Here is a 22,277-nt window from a genome sequence, read left to right as displayed (position 1 = left end):
GCCTACCATCCTAGGGCCTCAAGAAGCCTTTCCCCTAGCCAGGGTGCGTAGAGGAACCCCGTGGAGCCAAAACCCGTGAGGGCAAAGCCCCCTTCCACGGGAAAAAGGTAGGGAAGGTCCAAACCCCCAGGCGGAAGGGGCTGGTCCAAACGGAAGCGCACACCCCGCCATAGGGAGGCCACCGAGGGACGGTAGCCCAGAAGCCCTTCCGCGCCCTTTAGGAGCCATTCCACCTCCCCCTCCGTGGGAGGAGGCGCCTCGGGGTGGGAACGATGGGGAAGGTAGCTTCCCCCTAGGGCGCTTCCCGCCAGGTAGACCCGGTAGCTGATGGCCCGGGGGAAGTAGTCCAGCAGGAGGAGGACCAGCCCCGGGATGTGCCGCCCCTCCAAGCGCAGAAGATGGGCCCCCTGCCCACCCCCAGCGTAGACCAACACCTCCCCCCGGACCCTTCCCCCGCCCTCCAGGACCAAATAGGGGGGCTCCCAGGCCAGCACCCGGGCCTTAAGAAGGGAAAGCCCTTCCGCAAGCCTCCCCAAAAGGGCCCTGGGCTCCAGCCAAAAGGCCTCCTCCAAAAGGACCCCCCCTTCTTCCCAGGAATGCTGGAGCCCTCCGAGCCGCGCCGCCACCTTTTCCCTTTCCCCTTCCGGCACCGGACGGAAGACCCCAAGGTGCAAGGGCACGAAGCGGCTGTAGAAGCGAAGGGCCGCCTCGAGGGCCTCCTCTCCCCTCCTCGCCAGGGTAAACCGCTTCCCCCGCAAGGGGTTCACCAGGGCCACAGGCACCCGGCTTGCCTCCCCCAGGTCCTGGGCCACCACCAACACCCGGTGCCCCCTTTCCCGGAGGAGCCGGGCGGCGGTAAGCCCCGCCACCCCGGCCCCCAGGACCACCACCTCGGCCTCCCCCACCCGCCTCATCCCACCTTGGGGTCAGAAGCGAAAACCCTCCCCTTCCCTACGGCACAAACCCCTGGCCGCCAGGCCCTCCAAAAGCGCCCGGGCCTCAGGCTCGGACAGGAAAGGCTCCAGGTCCTCCGGGCGCAAGACCCCCCCTTTCCGCCAGGCCTCCCTCATGGCCAAGCGCTCCAAGGCCGCCCGCGAAGGCCCCTTGGCCAAAAGCCTTCCCTGCCAGCGGAATAGGCCCAGGTACAGCAAAAAGGCAAGGGAGGCCGCCAGGGCAAAACCCCAAAGGGCAAAGCGGGAAGCCGCATATACGAGAAGAAAAAGGGCCAAGGCACCGCTAAAGGGCAGGATACGCTGGCGCATGCCGCCCCCTTTAGGCCACGGGCAAGGGGATGGGAGCGGGCTCCCTGGCCCCCACCACCTCCCCGAGGAGCAGGTGCGGGGTGGCCTGCTTGATCTCCACCGGGTAGAGCCCCGGGGTGGGGGCCTGGTGGGCGGGGACCAGCACCGGATGGTTACCCCGGTCGTGCCCCTGGGCATACCCCTCCTCCTTGGCCACCCCCCGCACCAGGACCTCCACGGTCTTCCCCACCCACTCCAGGTTGCGGCGGTAGCTCCACTCCTTCTGCTTTTCAATGAGGCGTTGGAGCCTTTCCACCTTCACCTCGCGGGGCAGGTCCTGGAAGTGCTTGTAGGCGGGAGTACCGGGCCTAGGAGAGTAGATGAACATGTAGGCTTGGTCGTAACCCACCTCGTCGTAGAGGGAAAGGGTCTCCTGGAAGTCCTCCTCCGTCTCCCCGGGGAAGCCCACGATGATGTCCGTGGAAAGCACGGCATCCGGCAGGACTTCCCGGATCCTCCGGATCCGCTCCAGATACTGTGCCCGCCGGTACTCCCGGGCCATGCGCCTAAGCACCCGGTCCGAGCCAGACTGGACCGGAAGGTGGATGTAACGGGTGATGGCGGGGGTTTCGGCAATGGCTTCAATGATGTCGTCGGTGAAGTTCACCGGGTGGCTGGTGAGGAAGCGCACCCGGGGGATGCCCATCTGCCCCACCATTCTTAGGAGCTCAGCGAAGCTGGGAAAGCCCGGCTGGTCCTTGCCGTAGGAGTTCACGTTCTGCCCCAGTAGGGTAACCTCCACCACCCCGGCCTCCCTCAGGGCTTCTATCTCCCTCAGGATCAGGTCCGGGTGGCGGGAGACCTCAGGACCCCGGGTGGTGGGGACGATGCAGTAGGTGCAGTGGTGGTTGCACCCGCGGATGATGGTCACGTGGGCGGAAAGGGCTCCCTTGGGGGGTGGGGGAATGTAGTCCAAAAGGTCTTCCTTGAAGGTAAGGTCCCAAAAGCGCTGGTTCCCCTTCAAGGCCTCGGGCAGGGAGGTGAGGGCCCCGGGGCCCAGGAGAACATCCACCCCAAACTTGCGGGCCATCTGCTGCCCCTCGTCCAGCTGGGCCAGGCAGCCCATGAGCCCGATGAGAAGGCCCCTCCTCTCCTTTTCCCTACGGAGCTGGCCTAAAAGGGAGCGCACCTTCTCCACGGGCTTGCCGCGGACGGCGCAGGTGTTCACCAGGACGAAGTCCGCCTCCTCCACCGAGTCCACCAACTCCCACCCCAGGCTCACCAGCTCACTGGCCACCAGGTGGGAGTCGTACTCGTTCATCTGGCATCCGAAGGTAATGATGTGGGCGCGCATACTCCTCCTAGGGCGTCCGGGGGGATCCCGGGCCCCGTGGTTTTTAGTGTAGCAACCTCTAGGCCCTTAAGGCCAAACCACCTTCCCGGACTCCCTGCCCTCGAGAAAGGCCACACCCCCCGGCCAGGCCACCGGGGGGTTAGGCTTTGGGCTTAGGGGCTGGTGGCGGCGGTGGGACTCGAACCCACGACACCACGATTATGAGTCGTGTGCTCTGACCACCTGAGCTACGCCGCCACGGGCGCACCAGGCAATCCCCATCTTAGGGGAGGGCCCCCAAGCGGTCAAGGCTCAGCAATCCCGCCAAAACCATCCCCATAAAACCCCTTTTTCCGTCCCGGCCCCCAGGCCACCTTAGGAGAGCTTGCCCTCAGACGATACCCCTCTCCTTCAGCAAATGCCCCTTCCGGAAGCGGTCCAGGCGGAAAGGGCTTATATCCAGGCTCCTGGCCTTCCCGTGGGCCACCTCCTCCGCCATGAGCCTCCCCACCATGGCCGCCTGCTGCACCCCGTGGCCGGAAAAGCCCGCCGCCACCAAAAGCCCCTCCTCCACAAAGCCCAGGATGGGATTGGCGTCGGGAGTCATCTCGTAGTAGCCCCACCAGCTGGCCTTCCGGTCCAGGGCAAGCCCCTCCAGGAAGGGAAAGCGGAAGAGACCCGCCTCGAGGGTGGGCGCAAGCCACCCCCAGTCCATGCCTCCCCTAAAACCCGGGGGCTCATCCGGGTTGGACCGGCCCAGGAGCACCCTAGGACCCTCCGAGCGCAGGTAAAAGCCCGTGGCCAGGTCTATGGTGAGGGGAAAGGCGTGGGAAAAGGGCACTGGCCCCGTGGCGAAGACCATGCGGCGCACGGGCTGGATGGGGATCTCCAGGCCAAGCCTTTCCCCCACCTCCCCCGTCCAGGCCCCGGTGCAGAGGAGGAGAAAGGGGGCCTCCAGCTCCCCTTTGGGCGTTTCCACCCGCCACACGCCCTTTGCCCTGCGGGCCGAGAGCAAGGGCTCGGAAAAGCGCACCTGGGCCCCAAGCCGCCTGGCCTCCCTAAGGTAATGGGCGGTCACCCCATGGGGGTCTATGATCCCGTCCATAGGGCCAAAGGTGGCGTAGGCCAGGCCCTCTTCCCGGAAGGGCACATGGGCCTGGGCTTCCCTTAGGGAAAGCTTGGCCACCGGTACCCCCAAGGCCTTCTGGGTGGCCAGGGCCTCCTCCTGGACCTCCTTTAGGGCCTCGGGCACCAGGAAAAGGTACCCGATGGGCCGGTAACCGGCCTCAGGAATCCCTTGGTACTCCAGGATGGAATGGTAGGAAAGGAGCACGTTCAAGGGCTCGGAGAACTGCACCCGCACCCCGGCGGCGCTTCTCCCGGTGGAGCCTTGGGCAAAGGTGGCCTCCTTCTCCAGGACCACCACCTTAAACCCCACCTGGGCCAGGCGGTAGGCACAGGCCGCCCCCACGATCCCCGCCCCCACCACAAGGGCATCGGGCATGCCCCCAGTCTAGGACACCCTTCCCTCGGGAAAGGGGTATGCTATGCCCCGGAGGTTAGCCATGGCCTACAAGCACATCCGCATCCCCGAGGAAGGCGAAAGGATCACCATCAAGGACGGAGTCCTCCAGGTTCCCGACCGGCCCCTCATCGGCTTCATTGAGGGGGATGGGACCGGCCCCGACATCTGGAGAGCCGCCAAGCCCGTATTGGACGCTGCGGTGGAAAAGGCCTACGGGGGGAAGCGCAGAATCGCCTGGGTGGAGATCTACGCCGGAGAAAAGGCCAATGCCGTATACGGGGAGCCCATCTGGCTCCCGGAGGAAACCTTGGACTTCATCCGGGAGTACCTGGTGGCCATCAAAGGACCCCTGACCACCCCGGTGGGCGGAGGCATCCGCTCCATCAACGTGGCCCTAAGGCAGGAGCTGGACCTCTATGCCTGCGTGCGCCCCGTGCGCTGGTTTAAAGGGGTGCCAAGCCCGGTGAAGCACCCCGAGCTGGTGAACATGGTCATCTTCCGGGAGAACACCGAGGACATCTACGCGGGGATTGAGTGGCCTGCGGGAAGCGAGGAGGTGAAGAAGGTCCTGGACTTCCTCAAGCGGGAGTTCCCCAAGGCCTACGCCAAGATCCGCTTCCCCGAGACCTCGGGGATCGGGATCAAGCCGGTTTCCAAGGAGGGCACGGAGCGCCTGGTGGACGCCGCCATCGCCTATGCCATCAAGGAGGACCTCCCCAGCGTCACCCTGGTGCACAAGGGCAACATCATGAAGTTCACGGAAGGGGCCTTCCGGGAGTGGGGCTACGCCCTGGCCCGGGAAAAGTACGGGGCCACGCCCTTAGAAGGCGGCCCCTGGCACGTGCTGAAAAACCCCAGGACCGGCAGGGAGATCATCATCAAGGACATGATCGCCGACAACTTCCTGCAGCAGATCCTCCTCCGCCCCGACGAGTACTCGGTGATCGCCACCTTGAACCTAAACGGGGACTACATCTCCGACGCCCTGGCCGCCCAGGTGGGCGGGATCGGCATCGCCCCAGGGGCCAACATCAACTACCTGACAGGGCATGCGGTCTTTGAGGCCACCCACGGCACCGCCCCCAAGTACGCGGGCCAGGACAAGGTGAACCCCAGTAGCGTCATCCTCTCGGGGGAGATGATGCTCCGCTACCTGGGCTGGAACGAGGCGGCGGACCTTATCCTCCAGGCCATGGAGCGCACCGTCGCCAAGGGGCTGGTCACCTACGACTTCCACCGGCTTCTCCTGGCGGAGGGCAAACCCGCCACCCTCCTCAAGACCAGCGAGTTCGGCCGGGCCTTGATGGAGCACATGTGATACCACCCCACCCTGGCTTGCGCCAGGGTGGGGGCCCCGGAAAGGGCCTTCGGTAGGCGTCATCTCGTTGGGGCTTAGAGAACGAAACAGGAGGAAAGGATATAAGCCCGCCCCCGTGGGCCACCCGGTTGCCCCCTCCCCCGGCTAGAGAAGGGCAAAGCGGGCCTCGAGGCGAGGAAGATCCGCCTCCAGGAAACGGAGGGTGGCCTCGGTGTCCAGGGCTAAGGGCCTAGGCAGGGCCACCTGGGCGCTAAGGCCAAGTTCCGGCAGGAGGAAAACCCCCTGCCCTCCCCTCTTCTCCACCAAGACCCCCCTCCCCTCGTACCCCTTTTCCATCAGGTACACCAGGGTCCAGTGGAGCTTGCTTCTCCTTTCCCCCTCCCGCACCAGATCGGCCATGGCCTCCGCCGCCCCCACCCGTTGCAGGACCTCCTCCTGGGAAAGGGGTTTTTCCCCCTTGAGCCAGGCCCTTAGCTGCTGGTGGGCCACCAGGTCCAGGTACCGCCTCAAGGGGCTCGTCACCTGGGCGTAAAGGGGAAGGCCAAGGCCCTTATGGGGGGCGGGCACCGCCTTAAGCTGGGCCCGTTTCAGGGCCTTCCGCTGCTCCCACATGGCGCTTAGGCCCTCCCCTTCCACCCGCTTAGAGGGAGCCTCCTGGGTGGCGAAGGGAAAGGGAAGGCCTTCCCTATAAGCCAGGTGGGCAGCGGCGTAGCCCGCCAGGTGCATGGCTTCCTGCACCCAGATGCGGCTCTCGTAGGCCTCCAGGGGCCGGATCCGCACCTCGTCCCCTTCCAGGCGCACCTTGGCCTCGGGCAGGCGGAGCTCGAGGCCCCCCTGGGCCAGCCGCCTGCGGCGAAAGATTAGGGCCAGCTCCCTTAGGGCCTCAAGCTCCGCCACCCCTAGGGCTTCCCGGTAGCTAAGCCTTTCCACCCGCACCCAGCTGGGGAAGACCTCCTCGGAGAGGACCTCCCCCTCCTCGGAAACCCAAAGGGCAAAGGTGAGGGCCGGGGAAACCTCCCTAAGCCCAAGCCCCAAGGCCTCGGTGATCCCAGGAGGAAGCATGGGTACCGTACCCTCGGGCAGGTACAGGTTAGCCCCCCGGCGCATGGCCTCCTGGTCCAAGGGGCTATAGGGCTCCACCAAGGCCGCCACATCCGCCACGTGCACCCAAAGCCGAAACCCCTCCTCTACCCTCTCGGCAAAGACGGCGTCATCCGGGTCCTGGCTTTCCTCGTCGTCAATGGCGTAGGCGGGGAGGTGGGTGAGGTCTACCCGCCCTTCCTCGGGCAAAGGGGGCACGGAAAGCCCAGGGGGGGAAAGGGCTAAGCCAAGACGCCGGGGATGGGGGTTTTCCCGCCGCCACACCCCGAGGCGAAGGAGAAGGGCGTGGGCCGCCTCCGGGGTCTCGGGAAGGCCCAGGGCCTTGAGCACCCGGCTTTCCCTTCTTTCCCCCAAGGCCACGGCCTCCACCTCCTGGACCAAGGGGCGGTCCTCCAGGGCCAGCACCCCTTCCCTAAGCCGCCTTATCCCCTCCTGGAAAAGCCTTTCCCGCTCCTCCCGTTGCCTTTGGGCCTCGAGGCGGGCCTCCACCTCCTCCCGCGTGCGGGCCCGGACCCTCTCCCCTTCCAGGAGGAAGCGCTCCCCCCTTTGCGCCAAAAGATAGGCACCGAAAGCGGTATCGGGCGTGTACGCCCCGTAGACCAGCTCCGCCAGGTCCTTAAGCTCCACCACCTGGCCCTGGAGGAGTTCCCAGGCAGCCTCCTCCTCGCCCTCGGGCGGGCTTAACTCCAAAGAAGCGGGCCCAGGGTGAAGCCAGAGGACGTCCTTGGGACGCACCCTTACCTGGGAACCACCAGGCAGGGTGAGCTCTAGCCGGTCCCCCTTCTCCACCGCCAAGGCGGGCCTACCCTTGTAGACCACCAACGCGGCCACGCCCCTAAGGATACCCTAGGGCTCGAATCCGATGTGCTCCATGAATTTGGGAAGAACCGCCTCAGCGAACAAGCGCAAAAACTCCCGCAAAGCCTCCCAGCTCACCCCACCCGTGAGGTCCAGCTCCCACTCCACCCAAGGGTCCCCCTCCCGATCCAGATAGGCCCGGCTAAAGCGGTAATCCCGGTTCCAGGCGTTAAGGTGCTCGAGGTCCACCTTTTTCCTAAACCCCGCGGAAAGGGCCACCAACCCGCAGCGCCCCTCCTCGCACCAATCCAGCTCCAGCCATACCTTGGGGCTTGCCAGCTCCAGGAGAAAGAGGTGGTGGTCCCTTTTCTCGTAGACCACGCCCATCTCCCTCAAGAGGCCTTCCACCTCCTCCGGGGTCACGCCCCGGACCAGCCCCTGCCCCAGGGCCAAACCCCAAACCAACGCCACCAACAGCAAGAAGGACCGCATACCCCCCACCCCTCCTCACTCACCGCTGTAATCCCCCCACTCGTGGAGCAGGCCCGAGGGACCTTCCCAGTAGAGATTCCCCTCCTCGTCCTGGTGGGTGGGCTCGGGGGTCTCCCCGGAAAGGAGCTGGCTCCACTCCTCCGCCATCCAGGTGTTGAAGTCCCGGTGCTCCTGTAGGCTCTCGTCCAACCTCGAGGAATCCCAGCCCAAACCCGGGAGGTCCATGGGCGACCCTCCTCCAGGAATGTCCCCGGGCTCGTGGCCATAAGGGGACCCCCAATCCCCGCCACCCGGGAATCCCGGGGAATAGGGCTCCCCACCCATGGGCGGCCCCCAGGGCATGGACGGGGAAAGGGGCGCAGGGGCCCCACCCTATCCGCCCGGCCCCGGCTGGGCCACGGGACCACTCCCCTCCACCCGCATGGAGGCCAGAACCGTTTCCACCTGGGGCCGTACCCGCACCAGCCTGCCCACCTCCCCCGTGAGGGTGAGCTGGTACCCTTCCCGGCCCACCACGAAGGCATACACCCAAAACTCCAGGGCCCGCCCCCCATGCCGCCCTTGCCCGGCAAAGGCCACGGCCTCCACGCCCGCCAAGGGAACCACCTGGACCGGCCCCGGCACGAACCCCTCCACCCCTTGGGCGTTCCGCCAGGCCACAACCTGAGCGTACTGAAGGGAGTTCATGGGTTGGGGAAGGGGTTCCACCAGGAGGGTGAGGTTTTCCCGGAAGGTGTCCTTGGGGCCCTCCAAGGGGCTTAGGAGGGCCCAACCCCCCTGTACCTCCTTGGCCTCCCATCCTGGAGGCACCCCCAGGCGCACCTGCCCCACCTGCACCTCCTTAGGCCCCTGGGGAAGGAGGTTCCCTACAATGCCAAGAACCACGATCCCGGCCATCAAAAGGAGGAACCAATCCCGCCCCGTGCGCGGCCAAAGAAGCTTTATCCTCGGCCTTTCCTGCCTGTCCTGTCCTTCCGCTTCCATACCTACCCCCTGATTTCCTGCTCCTCCCTGAAGGGGTTGTACCTCTCGGCCCAGCCGTCCCGTAGGGACTTGCCGCCAAAAAGGGCAAAGGAGGCATAGGCGGCGAGCGCCAAGCCCCCGAGGAAGAGGATCTGGCCCACCACCTCAGAAGCATCGCCAAGCGTGTAGCCTCCCACCGCCAGGCCCACCCCCATCCACAGCCAGGCAAAAAGCCTTTGGTAGCGTCTCCTAGCCCTTTCCCACTCCTCCTCCACCTCCTTAGGCGGGTATAAGAGCCCGTTCAGCCAGGCTAGACCGCGCACCGAGTGGAGGTAGCGCGCCAGCGCCGGATGCTCCTTCCAATCCACACCCAGATGGGCCAGCATCCGGTCCCAACCCGGCAGGTCTAGCCAAAGGGGCACCCGCTCCCCATGAAAGGCCAGGTGGAAAAGGGGCCCTGCGGACAGGCGACCCACCTCCATCAACCTCTGCCACTGGGCCTCGGTGCCCTCCCCACGAAAGGGCCCCTCCAACCCCGAAAAGCCCTCCCTCGGGTATAGCCTTCCGCCCACCCGGATCCCCTCGGGCTCCAAAACCACCTGGAACCCCCAGCGCATAAGGGGCCCCACGGCGGAGGGGTAGAGGAAAAGCCCCAGCAAGAGGGCGACCAACCCAAGGCCCAAGCCCCATGCCCAGTCCCCCTCCGCCGCCACGGCCCAGCCCAGCCACAGGAGGAACCCCATGAACAAAAGCCCCAGGACAAGACGGCCCAAAGCAGCCCGCTTCTGCCAAGGTGCATAGGCAAGAACCTCCATGGCCTCACCTCACCCGGAAAAGGACCAACCGCTCAATGGCATAACTGGTGTAGGCGCTTTCCGACTCTCGGGCGGCCATCTCGTACTGGAACTTCAGCAGATGGGTTTTGGGATCGTAACCCACCGCGCGAGCCCAGCCCGAAGTGTAGGTGCGCCCCCCCGTGCCTCCCGTGGCCATGTATCCCATCTCCACCACCCCGTCCCCGTCAAAGTCGTCGGCGAGGCGACCTGGGGTGTAAAACTGGGCGTTGGGGGGCATACCGGCTAGGGGGGAGGGGATGAGATGATGGAGATAAGGCTTACCCGGGTACACCGGGCACCCCAAGCCGTCCATCGCAGGCCGCCCACCTTGGTCTAAGAGTTCGCAGGCCGGGCTTACCGGGTAGACAAACAGGGGCTGGCCTTGGGGATCGTAACGGGTGCCCCGGTAGGTCCCTTGTGGGGTGCGTTCCAGGGTGTCGATAAGGTGAGGGGGGATGGACTTCTGCCGGATTACCTGGCCCGTGCGCACATCCCGCTCCCGTTCCACTCCCCCCGCTACTTCCACCCGGTAGTGAGGCCGGGTGAGGACGGGCTTCCCGGGGGCAGGGTAGCCGGCGGAAACCGCAGCGGTGCAGGCCATGCCTGACATGGGATCCGTATGCGGCGCATAAGGCCCCATGCACATGCTCACGGCGAGATATTGCAAGCACGAGATGTAGGCCTGGGCCCCCTGGGCCAAATGCCCCTGGCACTGGGCATGGGCCTGGAGGCGGAGGTCCTCGTAGGGACCGAAGCTAGGGGGATAGAGCACCTGCTGGGCCAGGGCCCCCATCAGGAGGATGCCCAACCCCCACCTGAGACCTACCCGTAAAAGGCCTCCCATGCGTTCACCCCCCTTCACCCCTCAGCGGACCTCCTTCAGGGTATAGCGGCTACAGGGATTGCGTTCTTTACTGAGGTCGCAGTACAGGAAATGGGCCAGCCAACCATCCCTGCGGTAAGCCACCTCTATCCGCGACCGGCTATCCTGGAACTGGTAAAGGATTAGGTTGCCCTGCGAGCTCCGGGTGAACCTGGTGCCGCCTATCTCCGTTCTACCCGTGTGCCAGACGGGAGGCAGGAGTACCTCCTTCCCGTTCTGCAACCCCAACCCATCCAGGAGGAAGGTGTCCTCGGTCCTACCCTCCGCATCCTCCACCACCTCCGTCACCCGCCAGCGGCCAGCCCCCGCGGGCTCTATGCGGTAGTAGAGACCGCCCAGGACCACGGCGAACTGCTTGCCGTCCCCCACCTCCTTGCCGTAGCGGAGTTCCACTGCCCGGTTGCTGGGGGGGGTAAAGGCGGGTTGCCCCTGGGTAGGGGAGGGAGCCTGGGCCGCCCCGCTAGGAGGCGGGGGCTGGGAAGGTAGACCCGGGTACGGGGGGACAGGCCCCGGCAGGTCACCAGGGGAGCCGGGAAGTCCGGGCACGCTGGGACTGGAGGGCGGATACCCCGGCATCCCCCCAGGGACTGGGGAAAAGCCCCCACCCACCCCCGTCAGCTGCACCTGGGCCAGCAGTTGCTGGAAAAGGGGTTGCACCTGGGAAAACACCTGGGCAAAAGCGGTGAGCTGCAGGCCGTAGGCCCGCCCGCCCTCCACGGTGTAGACCGAGAGGTCTATGTAGTTTTGCCCTTGGAAAACCACCTGGCTTAACACCCCCATAGCCGGCCTGCCCCCTAAGGTCAGGCCCGAAAGGGGTTGGCGCTGCACCTGGACTCCCTGCTGGCGTAGGGCCTGGTCCCCCTGGGCCAGGCGTTGCAGGTTGGCCTGGTGAAAGCCTTGCAAGTCCATGGGCTGGGCAAGGGCCATGGATGTGGCATAGAGCTCGGCACCCATGGGGTGGTAGAAGACCGCCGTTAAACCCCCTTCAAGGGGAACCTCCTGCGCCAGCTGGAAACCCTGAGGGATGGGGAAAGCCATCCCCAAAGCCGGATTCTGGTAAACCTGCCCGCCCGCACCCGGGGCCTGCGGCAGACCGGGAAGACCCACCTGGGCCCAGGTGAAGGCACCCCAAAGAAACCACCCAAGGAAAATCCCCTTCTTCATGCCCCCTCCTTCTTCGGACAGGGGACGGGCCACCCCCTTGCCTCCAGCGCGAGGGACTCTTCCCCTTCCCGGGTAACCGCCATCCCTGCCTGCTGCCCATCCTGAGGGCCTTGGTAAGAGGAATCAAGGTCGCTCAAGGCCCTTTTCCACTGGACCCTCTCTGCCCAAAAACCCCAGGGCAAACGCCGTGGCTTCCGCAAGCTCCCACCTCCTATCCACTTCCCACCTTAGGCCGGGGGCCTTACACGCTCCTTAAACGGCCAGGGCGGTATAGTGGGCGGCATGGAGTGGGACCTTAGCGACCTGTACCGGGGCCCTGAGGACCCAGGCCTTGAACGAGACCTGGCCGAGGCCCTACACCTTGCCCACAGCCTGGACCCCAAGGACCTCCTGGACCCCATCCGGGCAGAAGACCTTTTCCGGCGCTACGAGGAGGCCTTGGAGAAGGCCTATAAGCCTTTGAACTACGCCTCCTTGTACTTTGCCACCCGCACCCAGGACCCCGTGGCCAAGGCCCTTCTGGACCGGGTAAGGAACCGCTACACCGAGGTGCGAAACCGCCTGGTGCCCCTCGAGGTGGCCCTGCGCAAGATTCCCGAGGGAGCCTTCCAGGCCCTCCTGGAGCACCCTGGCCTTGCTGATCTGCGCCACTTCCTGCAAAGGCAAAGGGCCTACGCCCCCCACACCCTTTCCGAGCGGGAAGAGGAGCTTTTAAACCTCAAGGGCCTGGTGGGACGAAGCGCCTGGAGCCAGTTCTACACGGAATACACCGGGCGCTTCCGCTTCCGGCTGGGGGAAAGGGAGCTCACCGAGATGGAGGTCCGGGCCCTTAGACGGGACCCCGACCCCGGGGTACGGCGGGAAGCCCACCGGGAGCTTTACGGGAAGCTCATGGCCGAGGCGCCCACCCTAAGCGCGGTGTTCAACGCGGTCTACCTGGACTATCTCCAGGACCTCCGCCTCAAGAACTTCCAGCATCCCCTAGAGCCCGTGGCCCTCAGGGACGAGGTGGAGGTGAAGGACATAGAGGCCCTCCTCGAGGCCACCCAGGCCCACTACCCCCTGGTGGAGGCCTACTACCGCTGGAAGGCCAGAAGGTTGGGCCTGGAGAAAACCCCAAGCCCCGACCTCCTGGCCCCTTTGGCCAAGGAGAAGCCCCGGGTGCCCTTTGAGGAGGCCAAGGACCTGGTCCTCACCGCCTTCCGCCGCTTTTCCCCGAAGCTGGAAGGGATCGCCCGGGAGTTCTTTGAGAAACGCTGGATCGACGTGTACCCCAGGCCCGGCAAGCGGGGAGGGGCCTTCTGCTCCGGCGGGCTTCCCTCCACCCACCCCTACATCCTCCTCAACCACACCGACGACCTGGACGCCGCCCACACCCTGGCCCATGAGCTTGGGCATGGAGTGCACTTCCACCTGGCCAGGAAGCAACGCCTCCTGAACTTCGGGGCCTCCACCCCCCTGGCGGAAACCGCCAGCGTCTTTGCCGAGATCCTCCTGGACGACCTCCTCTTGGAAAAGCTTTCCGGGGAGGAGCGCACCCTGCTCTTGGCCGAGAGGGTGGAGGATGCCATCAACACCCTCTTCCGCCAGGTCATGTACACCTTCTTTGAGCGAAGGAGCCTCGAGGCCCGCCGGGAAGCCGCCCTCTCCCCCGAGGCCTTCCACGGGATCTGGCAGGAGGAGCAAGGGAAGCTTTACGGGGAGGCCGTGGAGTGGACGGAGCTGGACCAGGCGGCCTGGGCGGGCATCCCCCACTTCGTCCACTACCGCTTCTACACCTATAGCTACGCCCTGGGGTACCTGGTGGTGCTGGCCCTCTACGGCAAGTACCAGGAGGAGGGGGAGGCCTTCGTGCCCAAGTACCTGGGGATCCTGGAGGCGGGGGAAAGCCAAAGCCCCAAGGAGATCCTGGCCCAGGCCGGGGTGGACCTGGCCTCCGAGGCCTTCTTCCGGTACGGGTTCGGGGTCCTGGAATCTTGGCTTAAGGCCCTTCCGTAAGGCAAAATGGAGGGATGGACCTCGTCTTTCGCCCAAGGCGCTACCCCTACCTCACCCAGGACCTTCCCGGCGTGGGGGGCAGGATCCGCCTCCTCCCCCAGGACTTCCAGGTGGAGGAGGTGCCCGCCTACCTGCCCAGCGGGGAAGGGGAACACCTCTACTTCCTCCTGGAGAAGGAGGGCCTCACCACCCGCCAGGTGGTGGAGTTTCTTCGGGACGAGGTGGGGGTTACGGAAAAGGAGATCGGGGTGGCGGGGCTAAAGGACAAGCACGCCAAAACCCGGCAGTGGTTCTCCATCCCCCGTAGGCACGAGGACGCCCTTTGCCTGCTGGAAAACCTAAGGGGAACCCGGCTTTTGGAGGCCAGCTTCCACACCCACAAGCTGCGCACAGGCCACCTGAAGGGAAACCGCTTCCGCATCCTCATCCGCGGGGCTCACGATGGGGAGAAGGCCCGGGCCATACTTAAGACCCTCGAGGCCAAGGGCATTCCCAACTACTACGGCCCCCAGCGCTTCGGCCTCGAGGGGAAGAACCCGGTGAAGGGCTACGAGCTGGTGAAGAAGGGTAAGGGAAGGGGAAATCCCTGGCTTAAGCGCTTCCTGATCGGCAGCCTGCAGAGCCTTCTCTTCAACGACTGGGTGGCCCTAAGGATGGAAAGGGGGCTCTACGACCGGGTCATCCCCGGGGACTGGGCCAAGAAGCACGCCACCGGGGGAGAGTTTTTGGTGGAACGGGAAGAGGAGGCGGAAAGGGCCTTGAGGCTGGAAATCAGCGCCACGGGACCCCTCTTCGGCAAGAAATACCCCGAGGCCCAAGGGGAGGCCAGGGCCCTGGAGGACGAGATCCTGGCCCGCTACCAGCTTGGGCGGGAGGAGTTTCGCGCCCGCCGGGGGGCAAGGAGGCCCATCCGCATCCCCCTCACGGGCTGGACCCTGGAGGAAACCCCCGAAGGCCTATGGCTCAGCTTCTTTCTGCCCAAGGGCAGCTACGCCACCAGCCTCCTAAGGGAGGTGATGAAGGTGGAGGTGGATGCCCCGGAGGAGGAGGAAAGCCTGGGGGAGGGCTAAACCCTCCCCCAGGCCCGGATAGCCCTTAGAAGCGGTAGCCCACCTTGAGCTGGGCCGCCAGCTTACCGGTAGCGACACCTAGATCCCCACCCAGGAAAAGCGGCGCCCCCAAGGCAGCCTTCAGATCGTACTCCGCATCGGCCCGGAAGTAGAGGCTGGTGCTCGCAAACTGGAACCCGGGGATGACCACGCCCAGACCCACCCCTGCCTTCAGGCCCTCGGCCAGGGGGTAGAGGTAGCGGAAGAGGAAGGCCCCATTCCAGTTGCCGTTCACGTCATAGGCGATGTCCAAGGCCGGCCGCACCTCCCCCACCGGGGGCTGGAAGAGGAGGCAGTGCCAGGAGGCCTCGAGGCCAAAGCCCTGGGTACCCCCCACCACCGCCAGGGAGGGCTTCAGGTTCTCCAAGGAAAACTGCGCCAAGCTGAAGCCGAACACCACCGCCAAAACTCCCAAAATCCTCCGCATAAGCACACCTCCCAGGTGCATGCTACCCCATATCCATGGCGCTTTGCAAGCTTTCCGCCAGGGGATCTCCAGGGAATACCCGATACCCCCTCTCCCTAAGCACCTCCCCCACCGCCTTTCCCAGCCCCCGGACCAGGATGGGAGGGGAACCCAGGTTGAGCATGACGAGAAAGCCCACCACGTACTCGGCCAGCTCCTCCGGGGCCATCCTGGGCCCACCCGTGCGGCCGTGGCCCGGAAGGTCCAAGAGGTAAAAGGTAAACCCTGCGGGAAGCATCTCGGGCCAAGCCCGGGCCTCCTCGGCCAAGAGGATCACCACAGGCCCCCTTCCCACCCGGTCAAAGACCAGGGGTAGCCCATAGAGGTGAAGGTACCCGGTCCGCCTCATAGGGCGAGGCCTCCGGGCAGGGGGCGGAAGGCCTCCCCCGTAAGGAAGTCCGCCACCAGGTCCACCACCTCCTCCCTCGCCTCCCAGGGGACCAGGTGGCCAGCCCCTTCCAGGGCGAAGCGCAAGGCCTCCCCCTTGGCGAAATCCACCACCTCCTTGCCATACTGGGGCGGGGTAAAGACGTCCCAGGCGCCCTGGATCACCAGGGTCCGGGCCTCCGTGCCCCGAAGCCAGCGGCGCTCGTCGGAAAGTCCCTCCAGCAAGGCCAGCCAAGCCCTTACCCCCTCCTCGGACAGCCCTTCCCTCCAGAGGGTGAATATCTCCTCGCTGCCCACGCTCTGGGGGCCGAAGAAAAAGGCCCGGCCCACCCGGGCGAACCCCTCAAGCCCCCCCTTTTCCAGGCCAAAGCGCAAGGCCGCCACCTTGGCGGAGAGAAGGGGATCCTTGCGCAGGATGGGGGAAAGGAGCACAAGGCTCCTCACCTCTTCCCCAAAGGCCACCTTTAGGGCGGAAAGGGCCCCTTCGGCAAAGGCCACCAGGTGAAGCCCCTCCTCGGAGGGAAGGTGGGAAAAAAACTCCAACCCCGCCGGAGGGGAAAGGAGCCCGGGAAAAAGGCGGATCTCACCCACCTCCCCTTTATACTCCAGGGCATGGAAGGAAAGGGCATTCCCGGAGGGGAGACCCTGGACGCCACCCTAGGGGTGCGCTACCTGAAGCTGGAAAAGGACGAGGTGATAGCCGAGCTGGAGGTGACCCCCAGGGTGCACCAACCCTTCGGCTTCCTGCACGGGGGAGCCACGGTGGCCCTGGCGGAAAGCGTGGCCAGCGTGGGAGGCTTCCTCAACTGCCCGCCAGGGCATGCCGCCTTCGGCTTGGAGATCAACTGCAACCACATCCGCAGGAAACGCCAAGGGACCGTCCGGGCCGTGGGCAGGCCCCTACACGTGGGCCGCACCACCCAGGTGTGGGAAGTCAAGGTGTACGACGAGGAGGAAAGGCTGGTGGCGGCCAGCCGCTGTACCCTGGCGGTGGTGCCCCTAGAACCAGGAGCGTAGCCAGCGAAGCCAGTTCTCCCCCAGGAAGGCGGCATCCCCCAGAACCCAGAGGTCCCGGTGGCGCTCCAGACCCAACGGAACCGCCTCGAGGCCAAACCCCCCATCCCAGTCCGTGCCCAGGCCCACCCCCCTGGGGCCCAGGATGGCCTCCGCATGGGCCTTGTGGCGGAAAAAGGCCTCAAGGGGAAGCCTGGGATCGCCCCGCTTCCAGCTGGGGTCCAGAAAGGCGTTATAGGGTACCAGGCCCAAAACCCCATCCCGTTTCGCCAGGGCCTCGAGGAGCCGGTCGGAAAGGTGGCGAGGGGAAGGCACCAGGGCCCTGGCGTTGGCGTGGGTGGCACACACCGGCCCCGAGAAGACCTCCAGGGCCTGGAAGGCCGCCTCCTCCGCCAGGTGGGAGAGGTCCAGGGCCATTCCCAGGTCCTCCATTTCCCGCAAGAGGGCCCTTCCCCACCCGGTCAAGGGGGCCTCCTCGGCGTTGCCCCCGGCATAGGCATTCCGGGTGGCCCAGGTAAGGGAAAGAAGCCTGAGGCCCCTTTGCCGCAAGGGAGCCAACGCCTCAGGGGCGGGGAGGGCATGGGCGCCTTCCAGGAGAAGCACCAGGCCCAGGATGCGGTCCTCCGGGTAGCGGGCCAGGTGAAGCTCCAGATCCCTGCCCTGGCGGAGGATCCGCACCCATCCCTTCGCCTCCCAGGCCTCGTACAGGGCCAGCTGGGCGTACACCTCCTCCTGCCAGTCCTCTGGCCCCCCTTCCCTGGGGTCCACGAACAAGGTGGCGAAGGCCACCCCCACCCTGGCCTCCCGGAGGCTTTCCAGGGTTACCAAGGGGGTTTCGGGATGGGGGTCCACCTCCTTAAGCCGCTCTAGGGGAAGGGAGAGGTCCCGCCCCAGGATTCGGGCGTTGTAGGCCAGATCCAGGTGGGCATCCACCATGACGGGGTCCATGGGCAAACTCTACAATGGGGATCGTGCGGCCTTCCGAGCTTCCCCCCCTTCCCGAGGCCCCCGGGGTCTACCTGTGGAAGCAAGGGGAAGAGGTCCTCTACGTGGGCAAGGCCAAGAACCTCAGGGCCCGGGTGCGGAGCTACTTCCACGCGGAGGGCAAGGCGGCCCGCATCGCCCAGGAGGCCACCGCCTTGGACTTCATCGCCACCCGGGACGAGGTGGAAGCCCTCCTCCTCGAGGCCAACCTCATCAAGGCCCACCGCCCCCCCTACAACGTCCTCCTCAAGGACGACAAGCACTACCCCTTCCTGAAGCTGACCCGCGAGGACTTCCCCACCCTCTTGGTGGTGCGGCGGGTGGAGGAGGATGGCGCCAAGTACTACGGCCCCTTCCCCGAGGCCAGCGCCCTCAGGCGCATCAAGACCCTCATCGACCGCCTCTTCCCCTTGCGCAAGAACTCGGGCTACCCCATGAAAAGGAGGCGTTACCCCTGCCTGAACCACAGCATGGGCCGCTGCCTGGCCCCTTGTGCGGGCCTGGCCGACCCCAGGGCCTACCAGGAGGTGGTGCGCCAGGTGGAGGCGGTGCTGGAAGGGAAGGTGGATGGTCTCCTAAAGGAGCTGGAAGCCAAGATGCGCCAGGCTGCCCAGAGGATGGAGTTTGAGCGGGCAGCGGAGATCCGGGATCAAATGGAGGCCCTCAGGGCCTTCTTCTCCACCGCCCAGCAGGCCGTTGACCCAGAGATGGGGGACCTGGACTTCCTGGGCCTAGCCCAGGCGGGGCCCTTGGCGGTGGTGCAACTTTACCAGGTGCGCTCGGGCCGCATCCTGGGCCGGATCAGCCGGGTGGTGGAAAAGGAGGAGACCAGCCCTGAGGAAATCCTCTGGGCCTTCCTCAGGGCCCACTACCTGGAGGCCTCTCCCCTGCCCCCCTTGGTCCTGCTCCCCTTCCCTATGGAGGACCTGGAAAGCCTGGCGGCCCTCCTTCACCGCCGAGCCGGGCGGAAGGTGGAGCTTAGGGTGCCCAAAAAGGGGGAAAAGGTAAGGCTTTTGGAGCTGGCGAAGAGGAACGCCCTATTGGCCCTGGAAACCGAGCTTAAGCTGCGGGAAAGGCGGGGGGACCACCCTGCCCTAAAGGCCCTCCAGGAGATCCTGGGGCTATCCCAAAGGCCTTACCGCCTCGAGGGGTACGACGTAAGCCACCTCCAGGGCCAGGCCCGGGTCTTTTCCATGGCGGTCCTGGAAGGGGGAAGGCCTAAGCGGGCGGAGTACCGCAGGATGCGGCTTAAGGCGGGAAACGACGACTACGCTGCCATGGAGGAGGGAGTATACCGGCGCTTCACGGGAAGCCTTAAGGACCTGCCCCTTCCCGACCTCCTCCTGATCGATGGCGGGCTCGGCCAGGTGCGGGCTGCGGCCAAGGCTTTGGAAAGGGCTGGGCTAAACCTACCCTTGGTGGGCCTGGCCAAGAGGGAGGAGGTCCTCCTCACCCAAGAGGGCCGGGAAATCCGCCTGCCCCTGACCCACCCCGCCCTCCAGCTCCTCATCCACCTCCGGGACGAGGCCCACCAAAACGGGCTCCGTTACCACCAGAAGCGAAGGAGCCAGGAGCTATTCCAGGTGCTAAAGGGCATCCCCGGGATTGGGGAGGCAAGAAGGCGCCTTCTCCTGAAGCACTATGGGGGGCTTAGGGCCCTGAGGGAAGCCCCTTTGGAGGAGCTTGCCCGCCTGCCTGGCATGAACCGCAAAGCCGCTGAGGCTTTAAAAGCTGCTCTGGAAAACCTCCCTAGGGAAACCTCACCACCACGGGTCTGAAGCGATTTTCCCGGGTCCCGTCCCCCAGTTGCCCGTACTCGTTCCTGCCCCAGGCGTAAAGGATCCCCTCCCCGGTCAGGGCCAGGCTATGGGCGTCCCCTGCGGCCAAGGCCACAACCCCCCTTAAACCCTCGATCCGACGGGCCTCGAGGCGGGATTCCTCGGTGCCGTCCCCCAGCTGGCCAGCCTCATTGGCGCCCAAGGCCCACACCTCCCCCTCCCGGGTCAGGCAGAGAAGATGCTCCCGGCCCGCCGCCAAGGCCACTGTTGGCGGCACGCCCTCGAGCCGCCTCGGGGTGGCCGAATCCAAGCCGAAGACGTACACCGAACCATCCTCCGTAAGGGCCGCGCTAAAGCTACCCCCTCCCACAGCCTGGACCACGCGGGATAGACCCTCCACCGGCAAGGGCTTGGAGCGGGACTCCACCGTGCCATCCCCCAGCTGCCCCGAAAGGTTAGCTCCCCAGGTGTAAAGCCGCCCCTCGCGGGTTATGGCCAAGGAGTGGAAGTATCCTGCCGCCACCGCCACCACCGGGGGAAGCCCCTGAACCCGCACAGGGGACTTCCGGCGCTCGTGGGTGCCATCCCCCAGTTGGCCTTCCTCGTTAGCCCCGGAGGCATACACGGCCCCGCCCTCCGCCAGGAAAAGGCTGTGCTGATACCCTCCCGCCACCCCCACGATCCTGGGCAATCCTTCCACGCGCACCGGCCGGCCCTGGCTGGCCCAGGAACCCAGGCCCAGCTGGCCCTCCTCGTTGCGGCCAAAGGCCAGCACCTGTCCCATGGGGTCCAAGGCCAGGGTGTGGGCGCTGCCCGCGGCCACGCTCACCACCCCCTGCAACAAGAGGACCGGCCGGCTGCGGTTTAAGAAGGTGCCGTCCCCCAGCTGGCCGTGGTAGTTCCAGCCCCAGCCCCATAGGGCGCCCAGTTTAACCACGCCTTGTTTGAGGAAAAGGCTATGCCCAGAACCCGCCCACAGCATCCCTTGGGAAAGAGCCATCCCCAAGAGCCAAAGGGTTAACCCACCCCACCGTCGCCATCCCATAGCCTCAGGTTAACCCCAGCCGTCTAAAACAGGCTTAAACCCTGGGGTAAGATAACCCCCTGATGGTGCGCCGCGCCCTGGAAGAGGCCATTCGCCACGCCCTAAAGGAGATGGGCCTGGACCTCCGCCTGAAGGTGGCCAAGGCCCCCAAGGACAAGCCAGGGGACTACGGGGTTCCCCTCTTCGCCTTGGCCAAGGAGCTAAGGAAGCCTCCTCAGGCCATCGCCGAGGAGCTCAGGGCCCGCCTGGACCTTCCCCCATTCGTGGAGGAAGTCATCCCCGTGGGGGGATATTTGAACTTCCGCATCCGCACGGAGGATCTCCTAGAGGAGGCCCTGAGGCCCAAGGGGCCTTTCCCTAAGAGGGAAGGCCTGGTGCTCATCGAGCACACCTCGGTTAACCCCAACAAGGAGCTCCACGTGGGCCACTTGCGGAACATCGCCCTGGGGGACAGCCTGGCCCGCATCCTGGACTATGCCGGGCGAAGGGTATTGGTCCTGAACTACATTGACGACACGGGCCGCCAAGCAGCGGAAACCCTCTTCGCCCTACGGCACTACGGCCTCCTCTGGGACGGAAAGGAGAAGTACGACCACTTCGCCGGCAGGGCCTACGTGCGCCTTCACCAGGACCCCGAGTACCCGAGCCTTCAAGGGGACATAGAGGAAATCCTCCACGCCCTGGAGCGGGGAGAGCTCAGGGAGGAGGTGAACCGCATCCTCCTGGCCCAAATGGCCACCATGAAGGCCCTAAACGCCCACTACGACCTTCTGGTGTGGGAATCCGACATCGTCCGGGCGGGGCTTTTGCATAAGGCCCTGAGGATCCTGGAAGGGAGTCCCCACGTCTTCCGCCCCACGGAGGGCAAGTATGCGGGGGCCCTGGTCATGGACGCAAGCCCCTTCATCCCCGGACTGGAAGACCCCTACTTCGTCCTGGTGCGCTCCGGGGGGGCCGCCACCTACTACGCCAAGGACATCGCCTTCCAGTTCTGGAAGATGGGCCTTTTGGAGGGGTTGTACTTCCAACCCTACGAGAACCCCTACTACCCGGCCCTGAGGACCAGCGCCCCCGAGGGGGAACCCTACACCCCCAGGGCCCGGGAAACGGTCAACGTCATCGACGTGCGCCAAAGCCACCCCCAGGCCCTGGTGCGGGCGGCCTTGGCCCTGGCGGGGCATCCGGAGCTCTCGGAGGGCGCCTTCCACCTGGCCTATGAAACCGTACTGCTGGAGGGCAAGCAGATGTCCGGGCGCAAGGGCCTGGCGGTGAGCGTGGACGAGGTCCTGGAGGAGGCGGAAAGGCGGGCTCATGCCGTCATAGAGGAGAAAAACCCCGACCACCCCGCCAAGGGGGAAGCGGCCCGGATGGTGGCCTTGGGGGCCATCCGGTTTGCCATGGTGAAGACGGAGCCCAGGAAGCAGATCGATTTCCGCTACGCGGAAGCCCTTTCCTTTGAAGGGGATACGGGGCCCTACGTCCAGTATGCCCACGCCCGGGCCCACAGCATCCTGCGCAAGGCCGGGGAGTGGGCAGAAGCAGACCCTGCCCAGGCCACCCCGTACGAGCGGGAACTGGCCCTGGCCCTTTTGGACTTTGAGGAGGCGGTGCTGGAAGCCGCCGAGGAGAAGACCCCCCATGTTCTCGCCCAGTACCTGCTGGACCTCTCCGCCAGCTGGAACGCCTACTACAACGCCAAGGAGAACGGAAGGCCCGCCACCCCGGTGCTCACGGCACCTTCGGGCCTAAGGGAACTCCGCCTTGGCCTGGTGAAGAGCCTGCAGGAAACCCTGAAGACGGGGCTTTCCCTCCTGGGCATCCCCGCCCCTGAGGTAATGTAAG

22 protein-coding genes and 1 tRNA gene are annotated in these 22,277 nt (G+C 65.7%); 6 read left to right on the top strand and 17 right to left on the bottom strand.

All coding sequences use genetic code 11. The features are described 5' to 3' along the window. Positions 1 to 2: 2 nt before the first annotated feature. The 5 genes from L0C59_RS05400 to L0C59_RS05380 all read right to left on the bottom strand — a co-directional run bounded on the left by L0C59_RS05400 (position 3) and on the right by L0C59_RS05380 (position 4,078). Positions 3 to 914, bottom strand: coding sequence for an NAD(P)/FAD-dependent oxidoreductase (locus L0C59_RS05400; RefSeq protein WP_243090179.1), 912 nt, complete (start codon positions 912 to 914; stop codon positions 3 to 5). 12 nt (positions 915 to 926) lie between these two features. Next, positions 927 to 1,262 (bottom strand): hypothetical protein, encoded by a 336-nt coding sequence (locus L0C59_RS05395; protein ID WP_243090178.1) that lies wholly within the window; start codon positions 1,260 to 1,262, stop codon positions 927 to 929. Between the two features lie 10 nt (positions 1,263 to 1,272). Next, on the bottom strand, positions 1,273 to 2,595 hold the full coding sequence (gene miaB / locus L0C59_RS05390) for a tRNA (N6-isopentenyl adenosine(37)-C2)-methylthiotransferase MiaB (RefSeq protein ID WP_243090177.1): 1,323 nt from the start codon (positions 2,593 to 2,595) through the stop codon (positions 1,273 to 1,275). Positions 2,596 to 2,755: 160 nt separating this feature from the next. Continuing rightward, positions 2,756 to 2,832: transfer RNA gene (locus L0C59_RS05385), tRNA-Met, on the bottom strand. Positions 2,833 to 2,965: 133 nt separating this feature from the next. Beyond that, positions 2,966 to 4,078: an NAD(P)/FAD-dependent oxidoreductase gene (locus L0C59_RS05380; RefSeq protein ID WP_243090176.1), complete on the bottom strand. Its 1,113-nt coding sequence runs from the start codon at positions 4,076 to 4,078 to the stop codon at positions 2,966 to 2,968. A gap of 61 nt (positions 4,079 to 4,139) precedes the next feature. Between L0C59_RS05380 and icd the strand changes: the two genes are divergently transcribed. Further along, positions 4,140 to 5,417: an NADP-dependent isocitrate dehydrogenase gene (gene icd, locus L0C59_RS05375; RefSeq protein ID WP_243090266.1), complete on the top strand. Its 1,278-nt coding sequence runs from the start codon at positions 4,140 to 4,142 to the stop codon at positions 5,415 to 5,417. Between the two features lie 144 nt (positions 5,418 to 5,561). On the opposite strand, the gene L0C59_RS05370 is transcribed toward icd, so the two are convergent. The 7 genes from L0C59_RS05370 to L0C59_RS05340 form a co-directional block, all read right to left on the bottom strand. Then, on the bottom strand, positions 5,562 to 7,349 hold the full coding sequence (locus L0C59_RS05370; protein WP_243090175.1) for a ribonuclease catalytic domain-containing protein: 1,788 nt from the start codon (positions 7,347 to 7,349) through the stop codon (positions 5,562 to 5,564). A 15-nt stretch (positions 7,350 to 7,364) separates the two neighbouring features. After that, the gene (locus tag L0C59_RS05365; RefSeq protein ID WP_243090174.1) at positions 7,365 to 7,808 is read right to left on the bottom strand and encodes a YbjN domain-containing protein; all 444 of its coding nucleotides are present in this window, start codon (positions 7,806 to 7,808) and stop codon (positions 7,365 to 7,367) included. Between the two features lie 15 nt (positions 7,809 to 7,823). After that, entirely contained in the window at positions 7,824 to 8,033 is a 210-nt protein-coding gene (locus L0C59_RS05360) for a hypothetical protein (protein ID WP_243090173.1), read from the bottom strand. A 147-nt stretch (positions 8,034 to 8,180) separates the two neighbouring features. Then, the gene (locus L0C59_RS05355; protein ID WP_243090172.1) at positions 8,181 to 8,792 is read right to left on the bottom strand and encodes a hypothetical protein; all 612 of its coding nucleotides are present in this window, start codon (positions 8,790 to 8,792) and stop codon (positions 8,181 to 8,183) included. 2 nt (positions 8,793 to 8,794) lie between these two features. Then, positions 8,795 to 9,586 (bottom strand): hypothetical protein, encoded by a 792-nt coding sequence (locus L0C59_RS05350; protein ID WP_243090171.1) that lies wholly within the window; start codon positions 9,584 to 9,586, stop codon positions 8,795 to 8,797. Positions 9,587 to 9,590: 4 nt separating this feature from the next. Further along, a complete protein-coding gene (locus L0C59_RS05345; protein WP_243090170.1) occupies positions 9,591 to 10,451 on the bottom strand; it encodes a hypothetical protein in 861 nt (286 codons plus the stop codon). A gap of 21 nt (positions 10,452 to 10,472) precedes the next feature. Further along, positions 10,473 to 11,654, bottom strand: a complete 1,182-nt coding sequence (locus L0C59_RS05340) for a hypothetical protein (protein WP_243090169.1) — start codon at positions 11,652 to 11,654, stop codon at positions 10,473 to 10,475. A gap of 282 nt (positions 11,655 to 11,936) precedes the next feature. Between L0C59_RS05340 and L0C59_RS05335 the strand changes: the two genes are divergently transcribed. Beyond that, positions 11,937 to 13,652: a M3 family oligoendopeptidase gene (locus L0C59_RS05335; RefSeq protein WP_243090168.1), complete on the top strand. Its 1,716-nt coding sequence runs from the start codon at positions 11,937 to 11,939 to the stop codon at positions 13,650 to 13,652. A gap of 14 nt (positions 13,653 to 13,666) precedes the next feature. Beyond that, positions 13,667 to 14,722: a tRNA pseudouridine(13) synthase TruD gene (gene truD, locus L0C59_RS05330; protein ID WP_243090167.1), complete on the top strand. Its 1,056-nt coding sequence runs from the start codon at positions 13,667 to 13,669 to the stop codon at positions 14,720 to 14,722. Positions 14,723 to 14,747: 25 nt separating this feature from the next. Here the strand turns inward: truD and L0C59_RS05325 are convergent, their stop codons facing one another. The 3 genes from L0C59_RS05325 to L0C59_RS05315 are packed head-to-tail and all read right to left on the bottom strand — an operon-like array spanning position 14,748 to position 16,205. Continuing rightward, complete coding sequence (locus L0C59_RS05325; protein WP_243090166.1) at positions 14,748 to 15,188, bottom strand: hypothetical protein; 441 nt, start codon at positions 15,186 to 15,188, stop codon at positions 14,748 to 14,750. A 22-nt stretch (positions 15,189 to 15,210) separates the two neighbouring features. Next, a complete protein-coding gene (locus tag L0C59_RS05320) occupies positions 15,211 to 15,576 on the bottom strand; it encodes an alpha/beta fold hydrolase (protein ID WP_243090165.1) in 366 nt (121 codons plus the stop codon). After that, positions 15,573 to 16,205 (bottom strand): alpha/beta hydrolase, encoded by a 633-nt coding sequence (locus L0C59_RS05315; RefSeq protein WP_243090164.1) that lies wholly within the window; start codon positions 16,203 to 16,205, stop codon positions 15,573 to 15,575. The genes L0C59_RS05320 and L0C59_RS05315 overlap by 4 nt, the downstream gene beginning before the upstream one ends. 21 nt (positions 16,206 to 16,226) lie before the next feature. Between L0C59_RS05315 and L0C59_RS05310 the strand changes: the two genes are divergently transcribed. Beyond that, complete coding sequence (locus tag L0C59_RS05310) at positions 16,227 to 16,631, top strand: PaaI family thioesterase (protein ID WP_243090163.1); 405 nt, start codon at positions 16,227 to 16,229, stop codon at positions 16,629 to 16,631. Here L0C59_RS05310 and L0C59_RS05305 read toward each other — a convergent pair. Next, positions 16,614 to 17,576, bottom strand: a complete 963-nt coding sequence (locus tag L0C59_RS05305; protein WP_243090162.1) for a dipeptidase — start codon at positions 17,574 to 17,576, stop codon at positions 16,614 to 16,616. The two genes, L0C59_RS05310 and L0C59_RS05305, sit on opposite strands and share 18 nt — an antisense overlap. 14 nt (positions 17,577 to 17,590) lie before the next feature. On the opposite strand from L0C59_RS05305, the gene uvrC reads away from it, so the two are divergent. Beyond that, positions 17,591 to 19,390 (top strand): excinuclease ABC subunit UvrC, encoded by a 1,800-nt coding sequence (uvrC, locus tag L0C59_RS05300; protein ID WP_243090161.1) that lies wholly within the window; start codon positions 17,591 to 17,593, stop codon positions 19,388 to 19,390. On the opposite strand, the gene L0C59_RS05295 is transcribed toward uvrC, so the two are convergent. Beyond that, positions 19,362 to 20,372, bottom strand: a complete 1,011-nt coding sequence (locus tag L0C59_RS05295) for an RCC1 domain-containing protein (protein WP_279232542.1) — start codon at positions 20,370 to 20,372, stop codon at positions 19,362 to 19,364. The genes uvrC and L0C59_RS05295 overlap by 29 nt on opposite strands. Positions 20,373 to 20,497: 125 nt before the next feature. Here L0C59_RS05295 and L0C59_RS05290 point away from each other — a divergent pair, with 125 nt between their 5' ends. Further along, entirely contained in the window at positions 20,498 to 22,276 is a 1,779-nt protein-coding gene (locus tag L0C59_RS05290) for an arginine--tRNA ligase (RefSeq protein ID WP_243090159.1), read from the top strand. Position 22,277: the final 1 nt, after the last annotated feature.

Source organism: Thermus neutrinimicus, from assembly GCF_022760955.1.
Lineage (GTDB): Bacteria > Deinococcota > Deinococci > Deinococcales > Thermaceae > Thermus > Thermus neutrinimicus.
The sequence above is the reverse complement of the archived record's forward strand: the minus strand, read 5'-3'. Positions and strand labels throughout refer to the sequence as shown.